The following is an 18,378-nucleotide window of genomic DNA, read 5'->3' on the forward strand; positions in this document are numbered from 1 at the left end:
TTTTTCAGTATTTTGAACCGTTTGTAAAAACGTTTACATCGCTAGATATACAAGTTGACCGTGACAAAATATGGCAAAAGTGGTAGAATGAATGTGTACGGGAAATATTCCCTAAAAAAATAAGGAGATGTTTAGAAATGACTGCTACTAAACAACATAAAAAAGTCATCCTTGTCGGTGACGGTGCTGTAGGTTCATCTTACGCATTTGCTCTTGTAAACCAAGGTATTGCTCAAGAACTTGGTATCATTGAAATTCCTCAATTATTTGAAAAGGCTGTCGGTGATGCTGAAGACCTTAGCCACGCCCTTGCCTTCACTTCACCTAAAAAAATCTATGCAGCTACTTATGCAGACTGTGCGGATGCTGACCTCGTTGTTATCACTGCAGGTGCACCTCAAAAACCAGGTGAAACTCGTCTTGACCTTGTTGGTAAAAACTTGGCTATCAACAAATCTATCGTTACTCAAGTTGTTGAATCAGGCTTCAACGGTATCTTCCTCGTTGCTGCTAACCCAGTTGACGTTTTGACATACTCTACATGGAAATTCTCTGGTTTCCCTAAAGAGCGCGTTATTGGTTCAGGTACTTCACTTGACTCAGCTCGCTTCCGTCAAGCTCTTGCTGAAAAGATTGGCATCGATGCTCGTTCTGTCCATGCCTACATCATGGGTGAGCACGGTGACTCTGAGTTTGCCGTTTGGTCACACGCTAACGTTGCAGGTGTGAAATTGGAGCAATGGTTGCAAGCTAACCGCGACTTGAACGAACAAGACTTGGTTGATCTTTTCATCTCCGTTCGTGACGCAGCATACTCAATCATTAACAAAAAAGGAGCAACTTACTACGGAATCGCGGTTGCTTTGGCTCGTATCACAAAAGCTATCCTTGACGATGAAAATGCAGTATTGCCATTGTCAGTCTTCCAAGAAGGCCAATATGGCGTTGAAAATGTCTTCATTGGTCAACCAGCTATCGTTGGTGCTCACGGTATCGTACGTCCAGTAAACATCCCACTTAACGATGCTGAGACTCAAAAAATGCAAGCTTCTGCTAAAGAATTGCAAGCAATTATTGATGAAGCATGGAAGAATCCAGAATTCCAAGAAGCATCTAAAAACTAATTTTAAAAACATCTCCTAATAAAAGGGGATGTTTTTTTGTTGCTTTATACAGATTTGTCAGCAAAAATATCAATCAAATAAGGTACGATGAGCTTCTTCTCTAGGTCTTTTAAAGAAGTAATCCAGACAAAGTCTGAATGCTCTTCTGGATCTAATATAATATCACGCTGCTCCGTAATTCTACCCGCATAAACTAAACGTGTAAAAACAGTATCTTTGCTAGCATCAAACTGACTATCTTCATGGATAATCTTATTAATCCGAAGCTTTTGATTAACCTCCTCCATAGCTTCACGTAGTGCTGCCTCTCTGGGCAGCTCATTCTCTTCTACACTTCCGCCTGGAATATCCCAATAAGATGGATAGACATTAGGAAGACCTCGCTTTATCTTAGAGCGTTTGATATGCAAATACTTCCCCTCCTTCTCAATCAAGGTATGGGCGATTAATTTTACTGTCATTGCATATTCCTCCAAGAAAGAGCAAAAAAGACTCCGAAGAGTCCAATTTTAAGTCATCCACCCTGAGAGAATCGAACTCCCATCTCAAGAACCGGAATCTTACGTGATATCCATTACACTAAGGGTGGCAACTAATTCATTATAACTGATTTTCTCTGAAAATACAAGTGAAAATCAGAAAAAGAAGTTGAGATTTCTCAACTTCTTTTAACTAATCACAATTCAATATCGCCAAACAAATCAGCCATTGAGAATCCAGTTTGAGTTTCTGGAAGTTCAAAGTCACGTTTTTCTTGACGTTTTGGACGACGAGGACGTGATTGGCGTTTCTCATCTTTTTGTCCTTCTTCTTGAGCTGGACGTTCTTCAAGAGCCTTGATAGAAAGTGATACACGCTCATCAGCAGCATTCACTTCAAGAACCTTAACAGTCACTTCTTGACCAACCTTAAGGGCATCCTTAGGGCTTTCAACACGTTTGTGAGAAATTTGTGAGATGTGAACCAATCCATCGATACCTGGCAATACTTCAACGAAAGCACCGAAATCAGTCAAACGTTTTACAGTTCCTTCGATCACATCGCCTGCAGCAAGTTTTTGCTCAACGCCATCCCATGGTCCAGGTGTTGTTGCTTTAAGAGAGAGGGATACGCGTCCTTCTTCTTCGTTCAAGTCAAGAACTTTCACTTCAATTTCATCACCAACTGATACAACAGATTTAGGTGATACGTTGCGCTCATGTGACAATTCAGTCAAGTGAACCAGTCCGTCAACTCCGCCAAGGTCAATGAAAGCACCGAAGCTAGTGATGCGAGCAACTTTACCAGTTACAATATCACCAACATTCAACTTACCAAAGACTTCAGCACGTGCTGCTGCAGCTTCAGCTTCTACAACTTCACGACGTGAAAGGATGAAGCGGTTTTCTTTTGGATCTACTTCTTTAATCTTAGCATCAAACTCTTGACCTACAAAACGCTCAGTGTTACGAACGAAACGAGTATCAAGCATTGAAGCAGGGATAAATCCACGAAGTCCTTCAAACTCAACTGAAAGTCCACCTTTAACAGCACGAGTGCCCTTAACAGTGACAACTTCTTCTTCACGACCAACCAATTTGTCCCAAGCTTTGCGAGCTTCCAAACGTTTTTTAGATACCAGGTAAGTTACTGTGTCTGTATCTTTACCCACTACTTGACGAAGAACAAGCAATTCAAGTGTTTCACCTGGTTTTACAAGGTCGTTGATATCAGCGTCGCGGTCATTTGTCAACTCACGAAGAGTCAAAACACCTTCAACACCAGTTCCAGCGATTGCAACATTAGCTTGGTTAGCGTCAACAGTCAATACTTCAGCAGTAACGACGTCACCTGGCTCAACTTGGCTAACACTGTTTAGCAAATCTTCAAATTCATTCATCTAAAAAAATCCTCCAACAATCAAGCTTTCGCTTGACATACTACTTATTTATTTTCCTAAGCACCCGCAAATGACATTGATCTATCGTTAACGATTTCCATCCTATAAAGAAATAAAACACCTAAAGACATTTTATTATTTTATCAGATCTATTACCTAAGAACTGGGGTAGCTGGATTCGAACCAACGCATGAGGGAGTCAAAGTCCCTTGCCTTACCGCTTGGCTATACCCCAAAAAGAGCGCTGACAAAAGTCACTTTATCATCGTCACAATGAACGCTAATGGAGAGAGAGGGATTCGAACCCCCGAACCCGAAGGAGCGGATTTACAGTCCGCCGCGTTTAGCCTCTTCGCTATCTCTCCGACAATCAACGCTATCTATTATAACATTGATACAATGAAAATGCAAGCCCTATTTGCTTAAATTATAGGTTTCAATCAAAGTTTCCACGGCTCTTTCAAGTTTTTTATAAAAACTTTCAGCATTTCCATTTTTGATGATTGCAAACTGGCCATCTAGTTCGGCAATCTCTCCGATAACCTTCTTGCCAATAGCAAGACTATAACCGTCAAATTGGTCTGCTCCGACTTTCACTTTGCTGTCTGTGATTTGAATTTCAATTTTTTTGTCTTTTTTACTCATAACTTACCTCTTTCAAATTTCTATTGTACACGAAAATAGCTGAGTACGCAAGCTATCTTAGGCTAGAATCACAGAAAAAACTGCCCAATCAAGGACAGTTTTTAGATTATACTTTTACAATCCAACCTTCTGGCGCTTCAACATCACCGAATTGGATACCAGTCAATTCGTCATACAGCTTGCGAGTGACTGGACCGACTTCAGTCTCGCTATAAAAGACATGGAAATCATCTCCATGCTGGATACCACCGATAGGAGAGATGACTGCAGCTGTTCCACAAGCGCCAGCTTCAGTAAATTTACCCAAGTCTGCCAGAGGAACGTCTCCTTCGATCGGTTTGAGCCCTAGTCTATGCTCGGCCAGATAAAGCAAAGAGTACTTGGTGATGGATGGCAAGATAGACGGACTGAGAGGCGTTACAAACTCATTATCCTTGGTGATACCAAAGAAATTGGCAGAACCTACTTCTTCAATCTTGGTATGGGTTGCTGGATCCAGATAAATCACATCAGAGAAATGCTTATCCTTAGCAATCTTTCCTGGTAATAAGCTAGCAGCGTAATTACCACCCACTTTTGCCGCACCAGTTCCGTGCGGTGCCGCGCGGTCATAGTCATCTGACACAATGAAGTTAGTTGGAGTCAGACCACCTTTGAAGTAATTTCCAACCGGCATTACGAAGATCGTAAAAATATATTCTTCAGCTGGTTTCACGCCAATAATATCGCCAACTCCAATCAAGAGAGGCCGAATATAAAGGGTTCCGCCTGTTCCGTATGGTGGTACATATTCTTCATTAGCTCGGACAACCTGCTTAACTGCATCCACAAACATTTCTGTAGGAACTTGCGGCATGAGCAAGCGATCAGCTGTCTGCTGTAAACGTTCCGCATTTTTATCTGGACGGAAAAGCTGAATACTGTCATCCTTAGTTCGATAAGCCTTAAGCCCCTCAAAAGCCTGCTGGCCGTAGTGAAGGCTAGGAGACGACTCAGAGATATGGAGCGTAGCGTCCTCTGTTAACGTTCCTTCTTCCCACTGGCCGTTGCGATAGTATGCTATGTAGCGATAAGGCAGTTTCATATATGAGAATCCTAGATTTTCCCAGTCAAGATTTACAGTCATGGTCTTTCTCCTCTTCTTCCAAACTTCATTTTTAGATACTCCCTATTTTACACCTTTTTGAGATATTTTCAAGTATTATTTTCAATTTTCAGAAAATTTTGTTATTCAGTCTTTTGTTCCGCTATCAAACTCATAGAAATTGGAAAAAAACCAGCTCCTGTGAACTGGTTTGATGATTACTTGATATAAGCTGAGAAGACTTCTTCGTCTGAAATGGTATCAGAAATGAAGCTGCCATTACTAGTTCTCTCAGACAGGCTGAGGTCGGCCAGATTGATTTCATAGGCCGTTCCTTTATTAGAAAGCACCTGCAAAATCTGCTCCTCTCTGGCTTCTGCTTCTGTTGTGAAGAGATCAAAGTCCACTGTTTCGCCAAAGACTGGTCCGGATGCAAAGACACGATGCGGCTTGGTCTTAAGCTCTCTAAGAACTTGAAGACCGCGATTTGCTCGACTGGTAACAGGAATATCTGCGACTGCCATACGCTTGAGCGAACCGCGCTGAGTTAGGAGGTAGAGCGAGTCTGTATTGGCGATAAAGGCTGCTGCTAGGACATCGTCTTTCTTGAGATTGATGGCTTTAACCCCAGCTGCCTTAGCTCCGATGACAGGAACTTCCTCAATATTGAAGCGAAGGGCATAGCCATTCTTGGTCACGAGCATAACATCATCCAGCTTAATCGGCGCCAGAGCAATGACCTGGTCGTCTTCATTTTTCAGTTTAGCAAACTTGAGTGACTTAGACTTATAGGTCCGCCAAGGGCTGAATTCCTTGCGCTCCACTCGCTTGATTTGACCTAACTTAGTCGCTGCAAAGTAAGTCCCTTCCTCAAAGCTATCCAACAACTCTGCATAAATAACCTCTTCTTTGGTATCAAAGTTGCTAATGGTCTGGCTGAGGTGTTCTCCGATTTCTTTCCAGCGGATGTCTGACAGCTCATGAACAGGCCGGTAAATGACATTTCCCAGGCTGGTGAAAATCAATAAATGCTGAGTCGTCTTGGCCGAGCTAACGAAAATCAGTCTGTCATCGTCACGCTTGCCCATCTCCTCTAGGGTCGAAGCCGAGAAAGAACGCGGACTGGTTCGCTTGATATAGCCAGAACGTGTCACGCTGACATAGGTCTCTTCCTCAACAATCAGACTAGCTGTATCAATTTCAATGGTGTTTGCTGTATCCTGCAGCTCGCTGAGACGCGGATTGCCAAACTTCTTCTTGACATCGCGGAGCTCTCGCTTCATAAGATTATACATGGTGCGCTCATCGCCGATAATGGCTGCCAGCATGGCAATCTTCTCGCGCAGCTCTGCTTCCTCCTCTTCCAGAACCACTACGTCTGTATTGGTCAAACGGTAGAGTTGGAGAGAGACGATAGCCTCAGCCTGCTCCTCTGTGAAATCATAGCTGACCTTAAGATTTTCCTTGGCGTCTGCTTTGTTTTCTGAAGCACGAATCAGGGCAATCACTTCGTCCAAGATGGAAATAACCCGAATCAAACCTTCCACAATATGGAGCCGTTTCTCAGCCTTGGCCTTGTCAAAACGGCTGCGAGCCAGAATAATCTCCTTGCGGTGGGCAATATAACTGGTCAAGATTGGTACAATCCCCACCAAACGAGGCGTGAAGTTGTCGATTGCCACCATGTTGAAGTTATAATTGACTTGCAAATCAGTGTACTTGAAAAGGTAGTTGAGAATCAGCTCGGTATTAGCGTCTTTCTTGAGCTCAATGGCAATGCGAAGACCGTCACGGTCGGATTCGTCCCGTACCTCAGCTATGCCGGCCACCTTGTTATTGACCCGCACATCGTCGATTTTCTTGACCAAGACCGCTTTATTAATCTCGTAAGGAATCTCGGTGATGACGATTTGTTCTTTTCCGCCCTTTAGCTTTTCAATCTCAGTTCTGGAGCGCACCACGACGCGACCTTTACCAGTCTCGTAAGCTTTCTTAATCTCATCTCTGCCTTGGACAATGGCTCCTGTCGGGAAGTCTGGACCAGGTAGAAACTCCATGAGTTTGTCCACCTTGGCCGACGGATGGTCAATCATATAGATGACCGCATCAATGACTTCGGCTAGATTATGAGGTGGAATGTCGGTCGCATAACCAGCGGAAATCCCAGTTGCTCCATTGACCAAAAGATTAGGAAAGGCTGCCGGCAGAACAGTCGGCTCCTTCTCGGTATCGTCAAAGTTCCAAGCAAAAGGAACAGTATCTTTCTCGATATCCTGCAAAAGATAGCCAGCCATCTCAGACAGCCGCGCCTCAGTATAACGCATAGCCGCCGGCGGATCACCGTCCATAGAACCGTTGTTGCCATGCATCTCAACGAGAATCTCACGGTTTTTCCAGTCCTGAGACATGCGGACCATGGCATCGTAGATGGAGCTGTCACCGTGAGGGTGGAAATTCCCCATGATGTTCCCGACAGACTTGGCAGACTTGCGGTAGCCCTTGTCAAAGGTATTGCCGTCCTTGTTCATGGAATAAAGAATACGGCGCTGAACAGGCTTCAAGCCATCGCGAATGTCCGGCAAGGCCCGCTCCTGAATGATGTATTTGGAGTAGCGACCAAAGCGCTCTCCCATGATGTCCTCGAGGGACATGTTTTGAATGTTACTCATAGGATACAGAGCCCGTAAAATACAAAGTGAAAATAGGCAATTCTTGCTGTGAGCGATGCTCACAAGAGAATTTATCTTTTTCACACAGTATTTAGGGCGTGTTCAACTCCTTTCAAAGAATGTAGAGTATTTTTTTATAAAATAAAGGATATTTTACGGAAATTAGTCCCGTGTTCAGTTACTATAAGTAACCAAACTATCCTTTCTGTAGTTTAATGTTTTAAATTACGTTCTTTATATAGTCAGTGATTGGGAAGTCTTGCCTCAGCATACTCAATCATCTTCTCTGCGCTTTCTTTGTCATAGTGGAAGCCAGTTTTGAGAGAGAAAGCTTGTGCTTCTTTGTGGAAAAATTCCATGGTAGCAAAGAGAGACCTGGTGATTTTTTTCTGTTCGGAAAAGTCAAGCAAGGCTGCAAATTCTTTCTCTTTCTCAGCAGGCAAATACTGAAAGAGGTACTTGTAGTTCTTGCCAACATCAACCGTCCCCTTATCTGCTGCCACTTGCCAAGCTAAAAGCTTGAGCAATTCTTGTTGACAGATTCCATACAGATGATCCGTCGCATAGACAAGGTGGTTTCGATGAATGCCCTTGACTACATAAGCTGACACCCACCAGAATTCATTGCAGGATTTGTCAAAGTCAGTCGCACTGGCTGGTGCAGTCCAATAGCGCTTGGGTGTCGGTGCATAAGGAGCAAACAGCCCCTGCACGTCATCCAGCACAGTGAAATCTGCTTCGCTATCCACCCACTCTTTGATGTGCACCTTAGGACAAAGGGTCAAATCTATCCGATTGCCATCTTCAAAGAGCATGAGATAGAGGCGGCGATGGTCTAGTAGGACATGCTGCTCAATCATGCGCTTGCCAAACTTTTCCAACCAAGCAAGGTCAGCCACCAGAGCATCCAAATCCTCCACAATGTAGACCACATCATAGTCTTGGAACTCATCCCTGGGAGCATTTGGATTTGTCCGCGAGCCGGACATAGCAACAGCCTCGACCAGTAGCGCTTTTGCGGTTTGCAAAATCACATCAAACATTTCGGATTCAGTTCTCATGGGAATACCTGCCTTTTTAGTGGAAACTCTCGATTCTGTAGAGGACATGCCTATAAAGCGGACTGTCTGCTAGAACTTTTTCATTATCAAATTCTTTGACAAATTCCATGCCTAGCTTTTGCATGACTTTTTGCGAAGGGAGATTGAGTAAGGATGTAAAAGAGTATACTTCTGACAAGCCAGCTTGCTGAAAAGCAAAGTCTAGACAGGCTTGGGCAGCCTCCGTCGCATAACCACGATTCCAAAACTCTTTTCGCAGACGCCAGCCTATTTCTACAGCTTCTTTTCCAGCAAAAATCTGTAAACCCGAATGGTGCAGACCTACCAAGCCGATGAACTCCTGACTGGACTTTTCTTCAACAGCCCAAAGACTGTAGCCATAAGCCTCAACTTCATCTTGAATGCCCTGATAAAGACGCAAGGACTCTGCTTGACTATATGGCTTTGGGAAATACTGCATGACCTCTGGATCCTGATTCAGAGCAATCAAAGCTTGCAAATCAGATTCCTGCAAATCCCGTAAAATGAGACGGTCTGTTTCAAGAATAGTCATCTAATCACTCCTCCACAAACTTTCTTATCTCACAAGTCCTCAGCTTTATATAGGCTATAACCTTCATAGTAGTAACTATGGTCAACGCCCTTCATGTAGAGGTTGCGGTTATGAATGTCCTTTGTGAGGGCTTGCTTGAGGACATGCTTGATTTCTGTATCTCGAATGGGGCTGCGCTCCATAGCTAGGAGGTAATCTTCCTTGTCCACTTGAGACCAGTCCACGACTTGCCCCAGCTCAGCCTTGAGTAGGTGATCCAGCCAAAGCCTCATGCTTCGGCCATTTCCCTCGCGGAAAGGATGGGCAATATTTAGCTCCACATACTTTTCGACAATCTGATCAAAGGTCTGCTGAGGCATGCGATCAGCATTTTCCAAGGAAGCTACCAGATACATGACAGGCGCAAAACGAACATTCCCTTTAGAGAGATTGACTGTCCGAATCTGACCAGCGAAGTCATATATTTCTTCAAACAAGAACCCGTGGATAAAGGCCAGAGTGGCATAGGTGCCAGCTGCTTTATCGTCCAAAAGCTGCTCTTCAAAAAGCTCTTTAGCTCGGGTCTTGCTGATTTTTTCTTCCATCTTGGCTAGTTCAAGCGAATCCGTCAGGCACAGTTTATTGTCAAGAGTCATTGGCTGTCTCCTTTCATTCAGATTTTCTAAATCCTGTACCAACAGGCTTAAAACTTATTGCCCGATAAAATCCATCTGCTTCAGATATTAATTCAATCCGTGTCAAGGGATATTTTTTGCGGATCTCCTCAATCAGCTGCTGTCCCAGTCCTTTTCTGCGGTAGGACTTATCAATGATCATTTCAGCTAAAAAGGTCGTTAGTACTTCATCCGTCAGATAACGGGCAAAGCCAAGGATTTTCTGGTCCTCTTCAAGCACCAAGTAATGAGACAGATTTGTTGAAAATAGAGATGTCACTTTTTCCTCTGTAAAAGAAAGCCATTTTTCACTTTGATAAAGGCTATAAATAGCTTGACAATCTTTTCTGCTTGCAGGTCTGATAATCATCTTCTATTCCTCCAAATCTGTTAGACTTAATTAACGCTCCGCCACTTCTTCTTTCACCTTCTTAGCTGGTTTGCGTTTTTTATAGCGGCTGCGAATGGTGTTGAGGTGGTCGCGGAGATTAACCACGTGAGTTCTTTCAGGATAAGCGTAGGCAATGATTGCAGTGAAATCCACTAGAAAATCATAGATTTCTTGCAGTTTGAGGCGGACGTTCTTATTCTGGCTCAGTGTCTTGCCCTTGAGCTCAGTCAGTCGCTCCTTGTAGACTTTTTCAAAGGCCTTCTGAGCAGCAGCCAGACTGTCGACATGGGCTTCCAGATGAAGCTTAGCCAGCGCTGTCTGGTAGGCTGGTTTTTTCAGCTCTTGGAGTAGGTGGTTGATGCCCTCGGTCTCCTTTTCCAAGCTAGTTGCAGCTAGACCGGTGTAGTTTTTCAGGAGCTGAGACAGGGTTTCGTAAGCTTCCTTGGTCGCTGCATCCTTAACTCTTGCAAAGGCCCGAACCAAAGACTGGAGTGTGCCCAAGGCATCATCGCGCTCGCGGTCAGCCTGATCCAGACTAGCCACCAGCTTGCTGGACTTGGTCTGATGAAGCCCGCCCTGCAGCTGTTCCAGAAGTTTGTCCATCTCATCCAGCTTGGTCGTGTAAATGCCATCCACCTTATTTTCCTTGATAAATGCCGCAACCTCGCTCCGACTCTCGGACATGAGCTGGAAAAATCCGTTGTTTTCTAAATTACGTACAGTTAAACTAGTGATTCCATATTCTTTTTTCATAAAACTCCTCTTTCTTCATGTGTTTTTTAATCTTTTGCTCCAAAACCGCTCGGAACACATGTAAACGTTCGGCTTTTGCTCTAAAAACTCAAATTACACATGTAGGATTTGGTTTTTTGCTGCTAGATAAGAAATTCTTCATGTGGGATTTCTTGTTTTAGAGCTAGGGAAGGTAATTTCAAATGTGGGATTGAGTCATCCTTCTCTTAAAAACGTTAATTCTGATAAAATTCTAGCTTCATCCAAGCTTAGAATAACAAACAAGGATGAGGTGTAGATATCATCGTACCATTGTTCTAGTTTATCATTAGTCATATCAAGATGATATTGTTTAGCATTGTTGTGTCTTAGACCAAAATTATTATACATTTCAAAAAGCTTTTCAAACGCAATAATCTTTTGATTATTAACTTTGAACACCTCCTTTAATTCCTCAGAATTATTCAGTTCTTTTCTCAATGGCTCAAGGTAGTTCGCTAAAGTAATAAGTATTTCTTTCTTACGCTGAATATTTCCCTTATTTGCAAAATGATTATATTCTAAAACCTTTATCGCATCTTGCATATTCGATTCAGATAAAATCTGAGAAACTTCCGAAGCATAAACATTCTTTTCAACAATGATTCTATTACCATTATCTAAAGTAATCAATTCATGATTTGTTTTATCTAAAGAATACTCTAATCTTTCACATAATTTTTCGTATTGATCCATTAGAGGAGTATAATTTATAACTTCTGCCCAGATTTCCCTTTCATCATCAGTTTCAGGAATATAACCTGCATAATGATATATTTTTTCAAATTCCTTAGACGTCACATAGTTTTTTACAAATTTATCTTTATTTATTATTTCTGAATATAAATCTGAAATAAATTCAAAAACAGTATAAAGGCAATCAACACTGGTAAAATGTTGATAAATGACTGTAAATTTTTCTTCAAATGTAACATGCTGTCCTTTCTTCTCCACTGGATAATACTTTTTATATCCATTAGAAAAAAATTTCTGAAGATTAGTTTTATAATTTTTTATATAGATATCTTCTTGCAGTATTTTTTTTACTATGTCTATTTCTTTCTTAGCATCAAAGCGCATACTTTTAATAAACTCAAAATAATTCTGTCTCACCATAATATTTCCTATACTATACTAAAACACAGTCGCTTCTTCCAGCGTAAACTTGACATTATCCTCGATCCACTTGCGCCGTGGTTCGACCTTGTCGCCCATGAGGACATTGACACGGCGTTCGGCTCGGGCTAGGTCTTCAATGGTGACACGGATGAGGGTGCGGGTGTCAGGATTCATGGTCGTCTCCCAGAGCTGGTCGGCGTTCATTTCACCGAGCCCCTTGTAGCGCTGAAGCATGGCTCCCTTGCCAAACTTGCGGCGCAGGTCATCCAGCTCGCCATCGGTCCAGGCATACTCAACAACTTCGCTCTTGCCCTTGCCCTTGGACATCTTGTAGAGAGGCGGCAGGGCGATATAGACGCGGCCAGCCTCGACCAGCGGGCGCATATAGCGATAGAAAAAGGTCAGCAGCAAGGTCTGGATATGGGCACCGTCGGTGTCCGCGTCGGTCATGATGATAATCTTGTCATAGTTGGCATCCTCAAGGGTAAAGTCTGACCCAACACCCGCTCCAATCGTGTAGATCATGGTGTTGATTTCTTCGTTCTTGAGAATATCAGCCATCTTAGCCTTGGCGGTATTGATAACCTTCCCACGCAGGGGCAGGATGGCTTGGAACTTACGGTCACGGCCTTGCTTAGCAGAGCCACCGGCAGAGTCTCCCTCGACCAGATAGAGTTCGTTCTTGGCTGGGTTCTTGGACTGAGCTGGAGTCAGCTTACCAGAGAGCAAGCCCTTGTCTTTTTTATTTTTCTTGCCATTCCGGCTTTCGTCACGCGCCTTGCGGGCCGCTTCCCTGGCATCTCTAGCCTTGATGGCCTTGCGGATGAGGTTAGATGCCAGCTCACCATTTTCCAAGAGGAAGAAAGTCAGCTTGTCAGAGACGATGGAGTCCACGGCCGGACGAGCCAAAGGACTGCCTAGCTTGTCCTTGGTCTGGCCTTCAAACTGCAGGTGAGCCTCAGGGACCAGAATGGACAGGACAGCAGCCAGACCCTCGCGGTAGTCTGAGCCTTCCAGATTCTTGTCCTTTTCCTTGAGCAGGCCCGTCTTTCTGGCATAGTCGTTCATAGCCTTTGTGATAGCGGTCTTGAGCCCTGTCTCATGGGTACCGCCGTCCTTGGTGCGGACGTTATTGACAAAAGACAGGATATTATCGGCATAACCGTCGTTGTACTGGAGAGCCACCTGAACTTGAAAGCCGCTCTCCTCGCCCTCGAAATAGAGGACAGGAGTCAAGGTTTCCTTGTCTTCATTGAGATAGCTGACAAAGTCTTCAACCCCATTCTCATAGTGGAACTCTACTTCTTCGCCAGTCCTCGCATCAGTCAGCGACAGACGGACATTCTTAAGCAGGAAGGCAGATTCCTTAAGTCGTTCCGCAATGGTGTTGTACTTGAAGTCTGTCGTTGAAAAAATCGTGTCATCCGGCATGAAGGTCACTTTGGTCCCAGACTTGGACTTAGGTGCAGTGCCGATTTTCTTGAGTGTGGTGACAGGTTTCCCACCATTTTCAAAGCGCTGCTTGTAAACAGTGCCATCGCGTGTGATTTCCACTTCCAGCCAGCTAGACAGGGCATTGACAACAGAGGACCCTACACCGTGGAGACCGCCCGAGGTTTTATAGCCACCTTGACCAAACTTACCGCCGGCGTGGAGAACGGTGAAGATGACTTCAACCGTAGGAATCCCCATAGCGTGCTTGCCGACTGGCATCCCGCGTCCGTGGTCTGCGACCGTCAGACTTCCGTCTTTGTTTATCGTCACATCGATCCGGTCGCCGAAGCCTGACAGGGCCTCATCAACAGCATTGTCCACAATCTCCCAGACCAGATGGTGGAGTCCAGCTCCGTCGGTCGATCCGATATACATCCCTGGACGCTTGCGGACGGCATCCAACCCTTCTAATACCTGAATGGCATCGTCATTATAATTGTTAATATTGATTTCCTTTTTTGCCACAAGAACCTCCTAATGATTCATCTTTTCTATCTTACAAGTTTTTGGCAAATATTGCAAAGATTTTTTTGAAAAAACTGCTGATGAGAGCGGATTTTACACGAAGAACAATCCAATATCCGAGTAGACATTTCCTGCTATAAATTCTATCCTTTTCTATTGTAAGAAAGCGAAATAATGGTATAATAAAATCATGATGAACACGATAATTGGATTAATACTCGCATACTTACTGGGCTCTATTCCGACCGGACTTTGGATTGGGCAAATTTTCTTTAAAAAGAACCTGAGAGAATACGGCAGCGGCAATACCGGAACGACCAATACTTTCCGTATTTTGGGAAAGACGGCGGGGACGGCTACTTTTGCTATCGACTTTCTCAAAGGAACTGCAGCGACCCTGCTGCCTTTCTTTTTGCATATTGAGGGAGTTTCGCCGCTTGTCTTTGGCCTCTTGGCCGTAATCGGTCATACTTTTCCCATCTTTGCTGGCTTTAAGGGCGGCAAGGCCGTGGCAACCAGTGCAGGGGTTGTTCTGGGCTTCTCACCTGCCTTTTTTGTCTATCTGATTGTCATCTTTGCCAGCATCCTCTATCTAGGAAGTATGATTTCTCTGGCAAGTGTGCTCTCAGCAGTCATCGCTATCCTGTCGGCGCTGCTCTTTCCTCTAGCTGGCTTTATACTGCCCAACTATGATCTCTTCTTCACTCTGATTATCATTGCGCTGGCTTTGATTATTATCCTCCGGCACAAGGACAATATCCAACGTATCAAACAGAAAAAAGAAAACTTAATTCCTTGGGGCTTGAATATCACACATCAAAATCCTGAGGCTAAGAAATAAAACGGAAGTGAACAACTTCCGTTTTATTGTGTCTTCTATCTAGTCTTCTTTATGACTTTTCTTAATTCCTGCCAATCCAAAGAATCCTAAAACCATACCAACTAAGCTCAGGGCAACTGCTGATTCGCTGCCTGTCTGTGGCAGTTCTTTAGCTGCAGGTTCCTTAGTGAAGGTCTTGGCAACATGGACAGGTACTTGCTTAGTTTGTTTTGGAGTATTAACCAGTGGCGCTGCCTCTTTTCCAGGATCAGCTGCTTTGGCACCAGCTGGGTAGGAAGCTGCATTGGCCGGATCTGTTCCTTGCTTGATTTCTTCAATATCTTTGTAGCCATCACCATCTGTATCCTTAGTAGATGAAATAGAGATAGCGCGTGAGTTTGGATTGATAACCGCATAGGCTGTCAAATCAGCTTTTGCCAGATAGTCTGCGAAGGCCACATCCATAGATGGTCCTTCCTCGCGAGGGCCACCCAGCATGGTATAGCCATCCCCACCAGCAGCCAAGAAGTCATTGGTCGTCAGATAGTAGGTCTTATTTGGATCAAGAGGCTCATAAACACCCGTTTCTTTGTTCTTAATCTCAATGTGGAGGACACGTTGATTAGCTGGCAGAGTGGTGTCGTAGTAGACTTTAGCTCCAGAGATTTGCAGGTAGCCACCGCTTGGTTCTAGCAAGGGTTGTCCGTTCTCATCCAGCACAGGCTTGCCATCTTTCTCCTGAAGAATAGAGCCCAGAGATTTGGCAAACATATCTGCGATATTTTGACCAGTCACCTTGATTTGAGAAATAGTGTTCCCAAAAGGCAATACGGCGATGACATCTCCCTTGGTGATGGGCTTGTCTTTGGCAATAGTTTCGCGCAGGCCGCCACCGTTAGTAACAGCCAAGTCTGTTTTATTGGCAAAGCCAGTTTGACCATAATCGTAGAGAGCATCGGCTACGACATTACCCAGATTGGTTTCGCGAACGCGGACATTTTCACGGTCGCCATTAAGCTCTACAGGACTGTTTGCTACGATAACCTTGGCATTATCTGCGTCGTACCTAGCTTTAATCTTGCTGACCATGTCTGCTACAACTGGGTCTGGAGTGACTTTTTTAGCTATTTCAGCAGGAATTTGCTGAGGATTTCCCAGAAGTTGATTAGCTTTGAAAGTTACTTTTCCGATATTATGGAGGTAACTACCGGTCTGGTTGTAGGTGACATTATCGCCATAAGTCGTAGACTCTACTGTATGGGAGTGGCCGTCAATAACGGTTACGCGCTTGCCCTTGAGCTTAGGATTTTTAGAAAGAGCTTCAGCCAAGGTTGAACCGCGCCACTCAGTCGGTGTGGTCGTGTCAACACCCAAATGAGCCAGAACAACATAGTTTTTGTAGTTCTTTCCTTCTGCCGCTGCGCGTGCTTCAATTTCGTCAATAACTCGATTAACCTCTGTGATTGGATCAGTGAAGGTCACACCTTGGATGTTTTTAGGGTGAGTTTTTGTAGCAGTTTCTGGTGTTGTTACACCGATTACCACAAACTCATCTCCCTCAACCGCTGGATCCTTGTCTACAATGGTAGATGCTTGGAAAACTCGAGCATTATTAGCGTAGGTATTGGAACTTAGGAGTGGGAATTTAAGAATTTCCTTGTATTTCTTTGCCTCATCCAGACCAAAGTCAAACTCATGGTTACCGACTGCCATAGCATCGTAGCCAATTTCATTGAGGATTTTAGCACGTTCTTCACCTTTTGAGCTATTGGAAATTGGCAGCCCCTGGAAGGCATCACCCGCATCCACAACTAGCACTTTAGGATTTTTAGCGCGCTCTTCCTTGATAACAGTAGCCAGCTTAGCATCACCGATAACGCCTTTTTCCTCTACGATGCGGCCATGCACATCGTTGGTATGGAGAATTGTAGCCTCTGGCAAGTTTTCAGACTGGGCTGGAGCTGCAGCGGCTTCTGTCGCAGCTGGAGCAGCCAGAGCAGCTGCATTCTGACTATCTGCTGGCTTTTCTTCTGCTGAAGCTGCTGGAGCAGTTGGTTGCGCTGCAGAAGCTGTCTCAGCAGCTGGCTGATTGGTCAACTCAGTCGTTGCCGGCTCTGGACTAGCCTGTGCCTCTTCTGCAGAGACTTGATGAGCCAAAAAAGCAGGTGCCAAAAGCACTGTCGATAGAACAGGTAAGATGAAAAATTTCTTCTTCATATAACGAACACTCCTCTTTAGTATTTTGTTATATTATACATCTTTTTGGCTCAAAAAGGAACTAAACCACTACTATTTCAACAAAAATTCGGTTTTTCAGAAAATTACTAGAAAATTTTCTATGTTAAAAAGACTCTGAAATTCATCAGAGTCTGAACTATATTATCCCTCAAAGACAACTTCCCCATCACAGATGGTAAACTTCACTTGGCCTTTCAGCTTTTCACCAACGAAAGGTGAATTGCCCGCCTTGGAGGCAAAGTGATCAGTCACAAGTCTATCTGCTTTTGGGTCAAATATTGTCAAATCGGCTGGACCATCCTGAGCGATGAAGCCAGCATCAAAGCCATACAACTGAGCTGGATTGACTGTCATTTTTTCCAAAAGTTCCATCAAACTCAGATGACCAGCCTCAACAAGGTAGGTCAGACCTAGAGAAAGCGAAGTCTCAAGACCAGTCATACCAGAAGGCGCCTGCGTGATATCCGCTACATTTTTTTCGTCAGCATGATGTGGAGCATGGTCTGTCGCAATGACAGAAATGACACCAGACTTGAGCCCCTCGATAACCGCCAGACGGTCCGATTCTAAGCGCAGAGGCGGATTCATCTTAGCATTGCTGCCCTTGGTCAATAGCAGAGCTTCTGTTTTAGAGAAGTGTTGAGGTGCTGCTTCAGCGGTGACTTGAGCGCCTAGCTTCTGAGCGAATTCCACCACCTTTACACTCTCAGCCTTGGACAAATGCTGAATATGCACATGGGCCTTTGCATCATAAGCAATCATAACATCGCGGGCAACCATGCTGTACTCTGCCACACCTGTCGCGCCACAGATATGAAAATGCTCTTTAGCAATATGTTCATTGAAACCAAGTATGCCGTTAAGATTAGGATCTTCCTCATGCAAGCTGATAAAAGTGTTATTTTTACGCGCTTCTACCAGAGCCTTGCGGACAATGCCAGCGTTGGTCAGTGGAATACCGTCATCAGAAAAACCTACTGCACCAGCTGCCAAGAGACCTTGGAAATCTGTCAGATGCTGTCCATCAAAATTCTCTGTAATTGTTGCAACCGACTTGATATGGATATTTTCACGACTAGCCGAGTCCAGCACTTCCTTCAGAGTTTCAACTGTAGAGATGGTCGGATTGGTATTGGCCATCATTACAACGGTCGTAAAACCACCTGCTGCTGCTGCCAAGGCCCCCGTATGAATGTCTTCCTTATGAGTCTGGCCCGGCTCCCGGAAATGCACATGTATATCCACCAAACCTGGAGCCACAACCAAACCACTGGCATCAATAACTTTTGCTCCTTCTGCCTGCAAATCTTGACCAACTTTGACAATTTTCTTCCCCTCAACCAAGAGGTCGGAAATTTGGTCAAAACCAGTCTTAGGATCCATAACTCGTCCGTTTTTGATTAATAGCATCG

15 protein-coding genes, 3 tRNA genes and 1 pseudogene are annotated in these 18,378 nt (G+C 44.3%); 2 read left to right on the forward strand and 17 right to left on the reverse strand.

Going from position 1 to position 18,378, the window contains the following annotated elements; translation table 11 throughout:
- The first annotated feature begins 137 nt into the window (after nt 1-137).
- Complete coding sequence (locus RSK81_RS06545; RefSeq protein WP_002895436.1) at nt 138-1,124, forward strand: L-lactate dehydrogenase; 987 nt, start codon at nt 138-140, stop codon at nt 1,122-1,124.
- Between the two features lie 44 nt (nt 1,125-1,168).
- Here the strand turns inward: RSK81_RS06545 and RSK81_RS06550 are convergent, their stop codons facing one another.
- From RSK81_RS06550 to parE, 15 genes and pseudogenes are all read right to left on the reverse strand, one after another.
- Nucleotides 1,169-1,585: an NUDIX hydrolase gene (locus RSK81_RS06550; protein ID WP_315686245.1), complete on the reverse strand. Its 417-nt coding sequence runs from the start codon at nt 1,583-1,585 to the stop codon at nt 1,169-1,171.
- A 56-nt stretch (nt 1,586-1,641) separates the two neighbouring features.
- Nucleotides 1,642-1,713, reverse strand: a tRNA-Arg gene (locus RSK81_RS06555).
- A gap of 87 nt (nt 1,714-1,800) precedes the next feature.
- Entirely contained in the window at nt 1,801-3,003 is a 1,203-nt protein-coding gene (gene rpsA / locus RSK81_RS06560; protein ID WP_002897515.1) for a 30S ribosomal protein S1, read from the reverse strand.
- A gap of 163 nt (nt 3,004-3,166) precedes the next feature.
- Nucleotides 3,167-3,238 (reverse strand) — tRNA-Gln (locus tag RSK81_RS06565).
- Between the two features lie 49 nt (nt 3,239-3,287).
- Nucleotides 3,288-3,368 (reverse strand) — tRNA-Tyr (locus RSK81_RS06570).
- Nucleotides 3,369-3,417: 49 nt separating this feature from the next.
- Entirely contained in the window at nt 3,418-3,648 is a 231-nt protein-coding gene (locus RSK81_RS06575; RefSeq protein WP_002895433.1) for a DUF2969 domain-containing protein, read from the reverse strand.
- A gap of 106 nt (nt 3,649-3,754) precedes the next feature.
- Nucleotides 3,755-4,780, reverse strand: a pseudogene (locus RSK81_RS06580) (branched-chain amino acid aminotransferase); the annotation flags it as partial.
- Between the two features lie 170 nt (nt 4,781-4,950).
- Nucleotides 4,951-7,401 (reverse strand): DNA topoisomerase IV subunit A, encoded by a 2,451-nt coding sequence (gene parC / locus RSK81_RS06585; protein WP_002924601.1) that lies wholly within the window; start codon nt 7,399-7,401, stop codon nt 4,951-4,953.
- Nucleotides 7,402-7,643: 242 nt separating this feature from the next.
- A complete protein-coding gene (locus tag RSK81_RS06590; RefSeq protein WP_315686248.1) occupies nt 7,644-8,462 on the reverse strand; it encodes an aminoglycoside 6-adenylyltransferase in 819 nt (272 codons plus the stop codon).
- 16 nt (nt 8,463-8,478) lie between these two features.
- A complete protein-coding gene (locus tag RSK81_RS06595; protein ID WP_315686249.1) occupies nt 8,479-9,015 on the reverse strand; it encodes a GNAT family N-acetyltransferase in 537 nt (178 codons plus the stop codon).
- A gap of 29 nt (nt 9,016-9,044) precedes the next feature.
- Nucleotides 9,045-9,650, reverse strand: a complete 606-nt coding sequence (gene fic, locus RSK81_RS06600) for a protein adenylyltransferase Fic (RefSeq protein ID WP_315686251.1) — start codon at nt 9,648-9,650, stop codon at nt 9,045-9,047.
- Nucleotides 9,651-9,663: 13 nt separating this feature from the next.
- Complete coding sequence (locus RSK81_RS06605; RefSeq protein ID WP_315686252.1) at nt 9,664-10,038, reverse strand: GNAT family N-acetyltransferase; 375 nt, start codon at nt 10,036-10,038, stop codon at nt 9,664-9,666.
- A 30-nt stretch (nt 10,039-10,068) separates the two neighbouring features.
- The gene (locus tag RSK81_RS06610) at nt 10,069-10,812 is read right to left on the reverse strand and encodes a DUF6261 family protein (RefSeq protein ID WP_315686254.1); all 744 of its coding nucleotides are present in this window, start codon (nt 10,810-10,812) and stop codon (nt 10,069-10,071) included.
- A 195-nt stretch (nt 10,813-11,007) separates the two neighbouring features.
- Nucleotides 11,008-11,946, reverse strand: a complete 939-nt coding sequence (locus RSK81_RS06615; RefSeq protein ID WP_315686256.1) for a hypothetical protein — start codon at nt 11,944-11,946, stop codon at nt 11,008-11,010.
- An 18-nt stretch (nt 11,947-11,964) separates the two neighbouring features.
- The gene (gene parE, locus RSK81_RS06620; protein WP_002900288.1) at nt 11,965-13,908 is read right to left on the reverse strand and encodes a DNA topoisomerase IV subunit B; all 1,944 of its coding nucleotides are present in this window, start codon (nt 13,906-13,908) and stop codon (nt 11,965-11,967) included.
- 190 nt (nt 13,909-14,098) lie between these two features.
- Between parE and plsY the strand changes: the two genes are divergently transcribed.
- Entirely contained in the window at nt 14,099-14,749 is a 651-nt protein-coding gene (gene plsY, locus RSK81_RS06625; RefSeq protein WP_315686257.1) for a glycerol-3-phosphate 1-O-acyltransferase PlsY, read from the forward strand.
- A 39-nt stretch (nt 14,750-14,788) separates the two neighbouring features.
- Here the strand turns inward: plsY and nt5e are convergent, their stop codons facing one another.
- Nucleotides 14,789-16,945: a cell surface ecto-5'-nucleotidase Nt5e gene (gene nt5e, locus RSK81_RS06630; protein ID WP_315686259.1), complete on the reverse strand. Its 2,157-nt coding sequence runs from the start codon at nt 16,943-16,945 to the stop codon at nt 14,789-14,791.
- Nucleotides 16,946-17,107: 162 nt separating this feature from the next.
- Nucleotides 17,108-18,376, reverse strand: a complete 1,269-nt coding sequence (locus tag RSK81_RS06635; protein WP_002924582.1) for a dihydroorotase — start codon at nt 18,374-18,376, stop codon at nt 17,108-17,110.
- Between the last annotated feature and the right edge of the window lie 2 nt (nt 18,377-18,378).

This window comes from Streptococcus sp. DTU_2020_1000888_1_SI_GRL_NUU_041A (assembly GCF_032387735.1).
Lineage (GTDB): Bacteria > Bacillota > Bacilli > Lactobacillales > Streptococcaceae > Streptococcus > Streptococcus sanguinis.

Bases quoted from the DNA above. Each gene is read 5' to 3' on its own strand.
- RSK81_RS06545 (WP_002895436.1), top strand. From the start codon at position 138: ATGACTGCTACTAAACAACATAAAAAAGTCATCCTTGTCGGTGACGGT.
- RSK81_RS06550 (WP_315686245.1), bottom strand. From the start codon at position 1,585: ATGACAGTAAAATTAATCGCCCATACCTTGATTGAGAAGGAGGGGAAG.
- rpsA (WP_002897515.1), bottom strand. From the start codon at position 3,003: ATGAATGAATTTGAAGATTTGCTAAACAGTGTTAGCCAAGTTGAGCCA.
- RSK81_RS06575 (WP_002895433.1), bottom strand. From the start codon at position 3,648: ATGAGTAAAAAAGACAAAAAAATTGAAATTCAAATCACAGACAGCAAA.
- parC (WP_002924601.1), bottom strand. From the start codon at position 7,401: ATGAGTAACATTCAAAACATGTCCCTCGAGGACATCATGGGAGAGCGC.
- RSK81_RS06590 (WP_315686248.1), bottom strand. From the start codon at position 8,462: ATGAGAACTGAATCCGAAATGTTTGATGTGATTTTGCAAACCGCAAAA.
- RSK81_RS06595 (WP_315686249.1), bottom strand. From the start codon at position 9,015: ATGACTATTCTTGAAACAGACCGTCTCATTTTACGGGATTTGCAGGAA.
- fic (WP_315686251.1), bottom strand. From the start codon at position 9,650: ATGACTCTTGACAATAAACTGTGCCTGACGGATTCGCTTGAACTAGCC.
- RSK81_RS06605 (WP_315686252.1), bottom strand. From the start codon at position 10,038: ATGATTATCAGACCTGCAAGCAGAAAAGATTGTCAAGCTATTTATAGC.
- RSK81_RS06610 (WP_315686254.1), bottom strand. From the start codon at position 10,812: ATGAAAAAAGAATATGGAATCACTAGTTTAACTGTACGTAATTTAGAA.
- RSK81_RS06615 (WP_315686256.1), bottom strand. From the start codon at position 11,946: ATGGTGAGACAGAATTATTTTGAGTTTATTAAAAGTATGCGCTTTGAT.
- plsY (WP_315686257.1), top strand. From the start codon at position 14,099: ATGATGAACACGATAATTGGATTAATACTCGCATACTTACTGGGCTCT.
- nt5e (WP_315686259.1), bottom strand. From the start codon at position 16,945: ATGAAGAAGAAATTTTTCATCTTACCTGTTCTATCGACAGTGCTTTTG.
- RSK81_RS06635 (WP_002924582.1), bottom strand. From the start codon at position 18,376: ATGCTATTAATCAAAAACGGACGAGTTATGGATCCTAAGACTGGTTTT.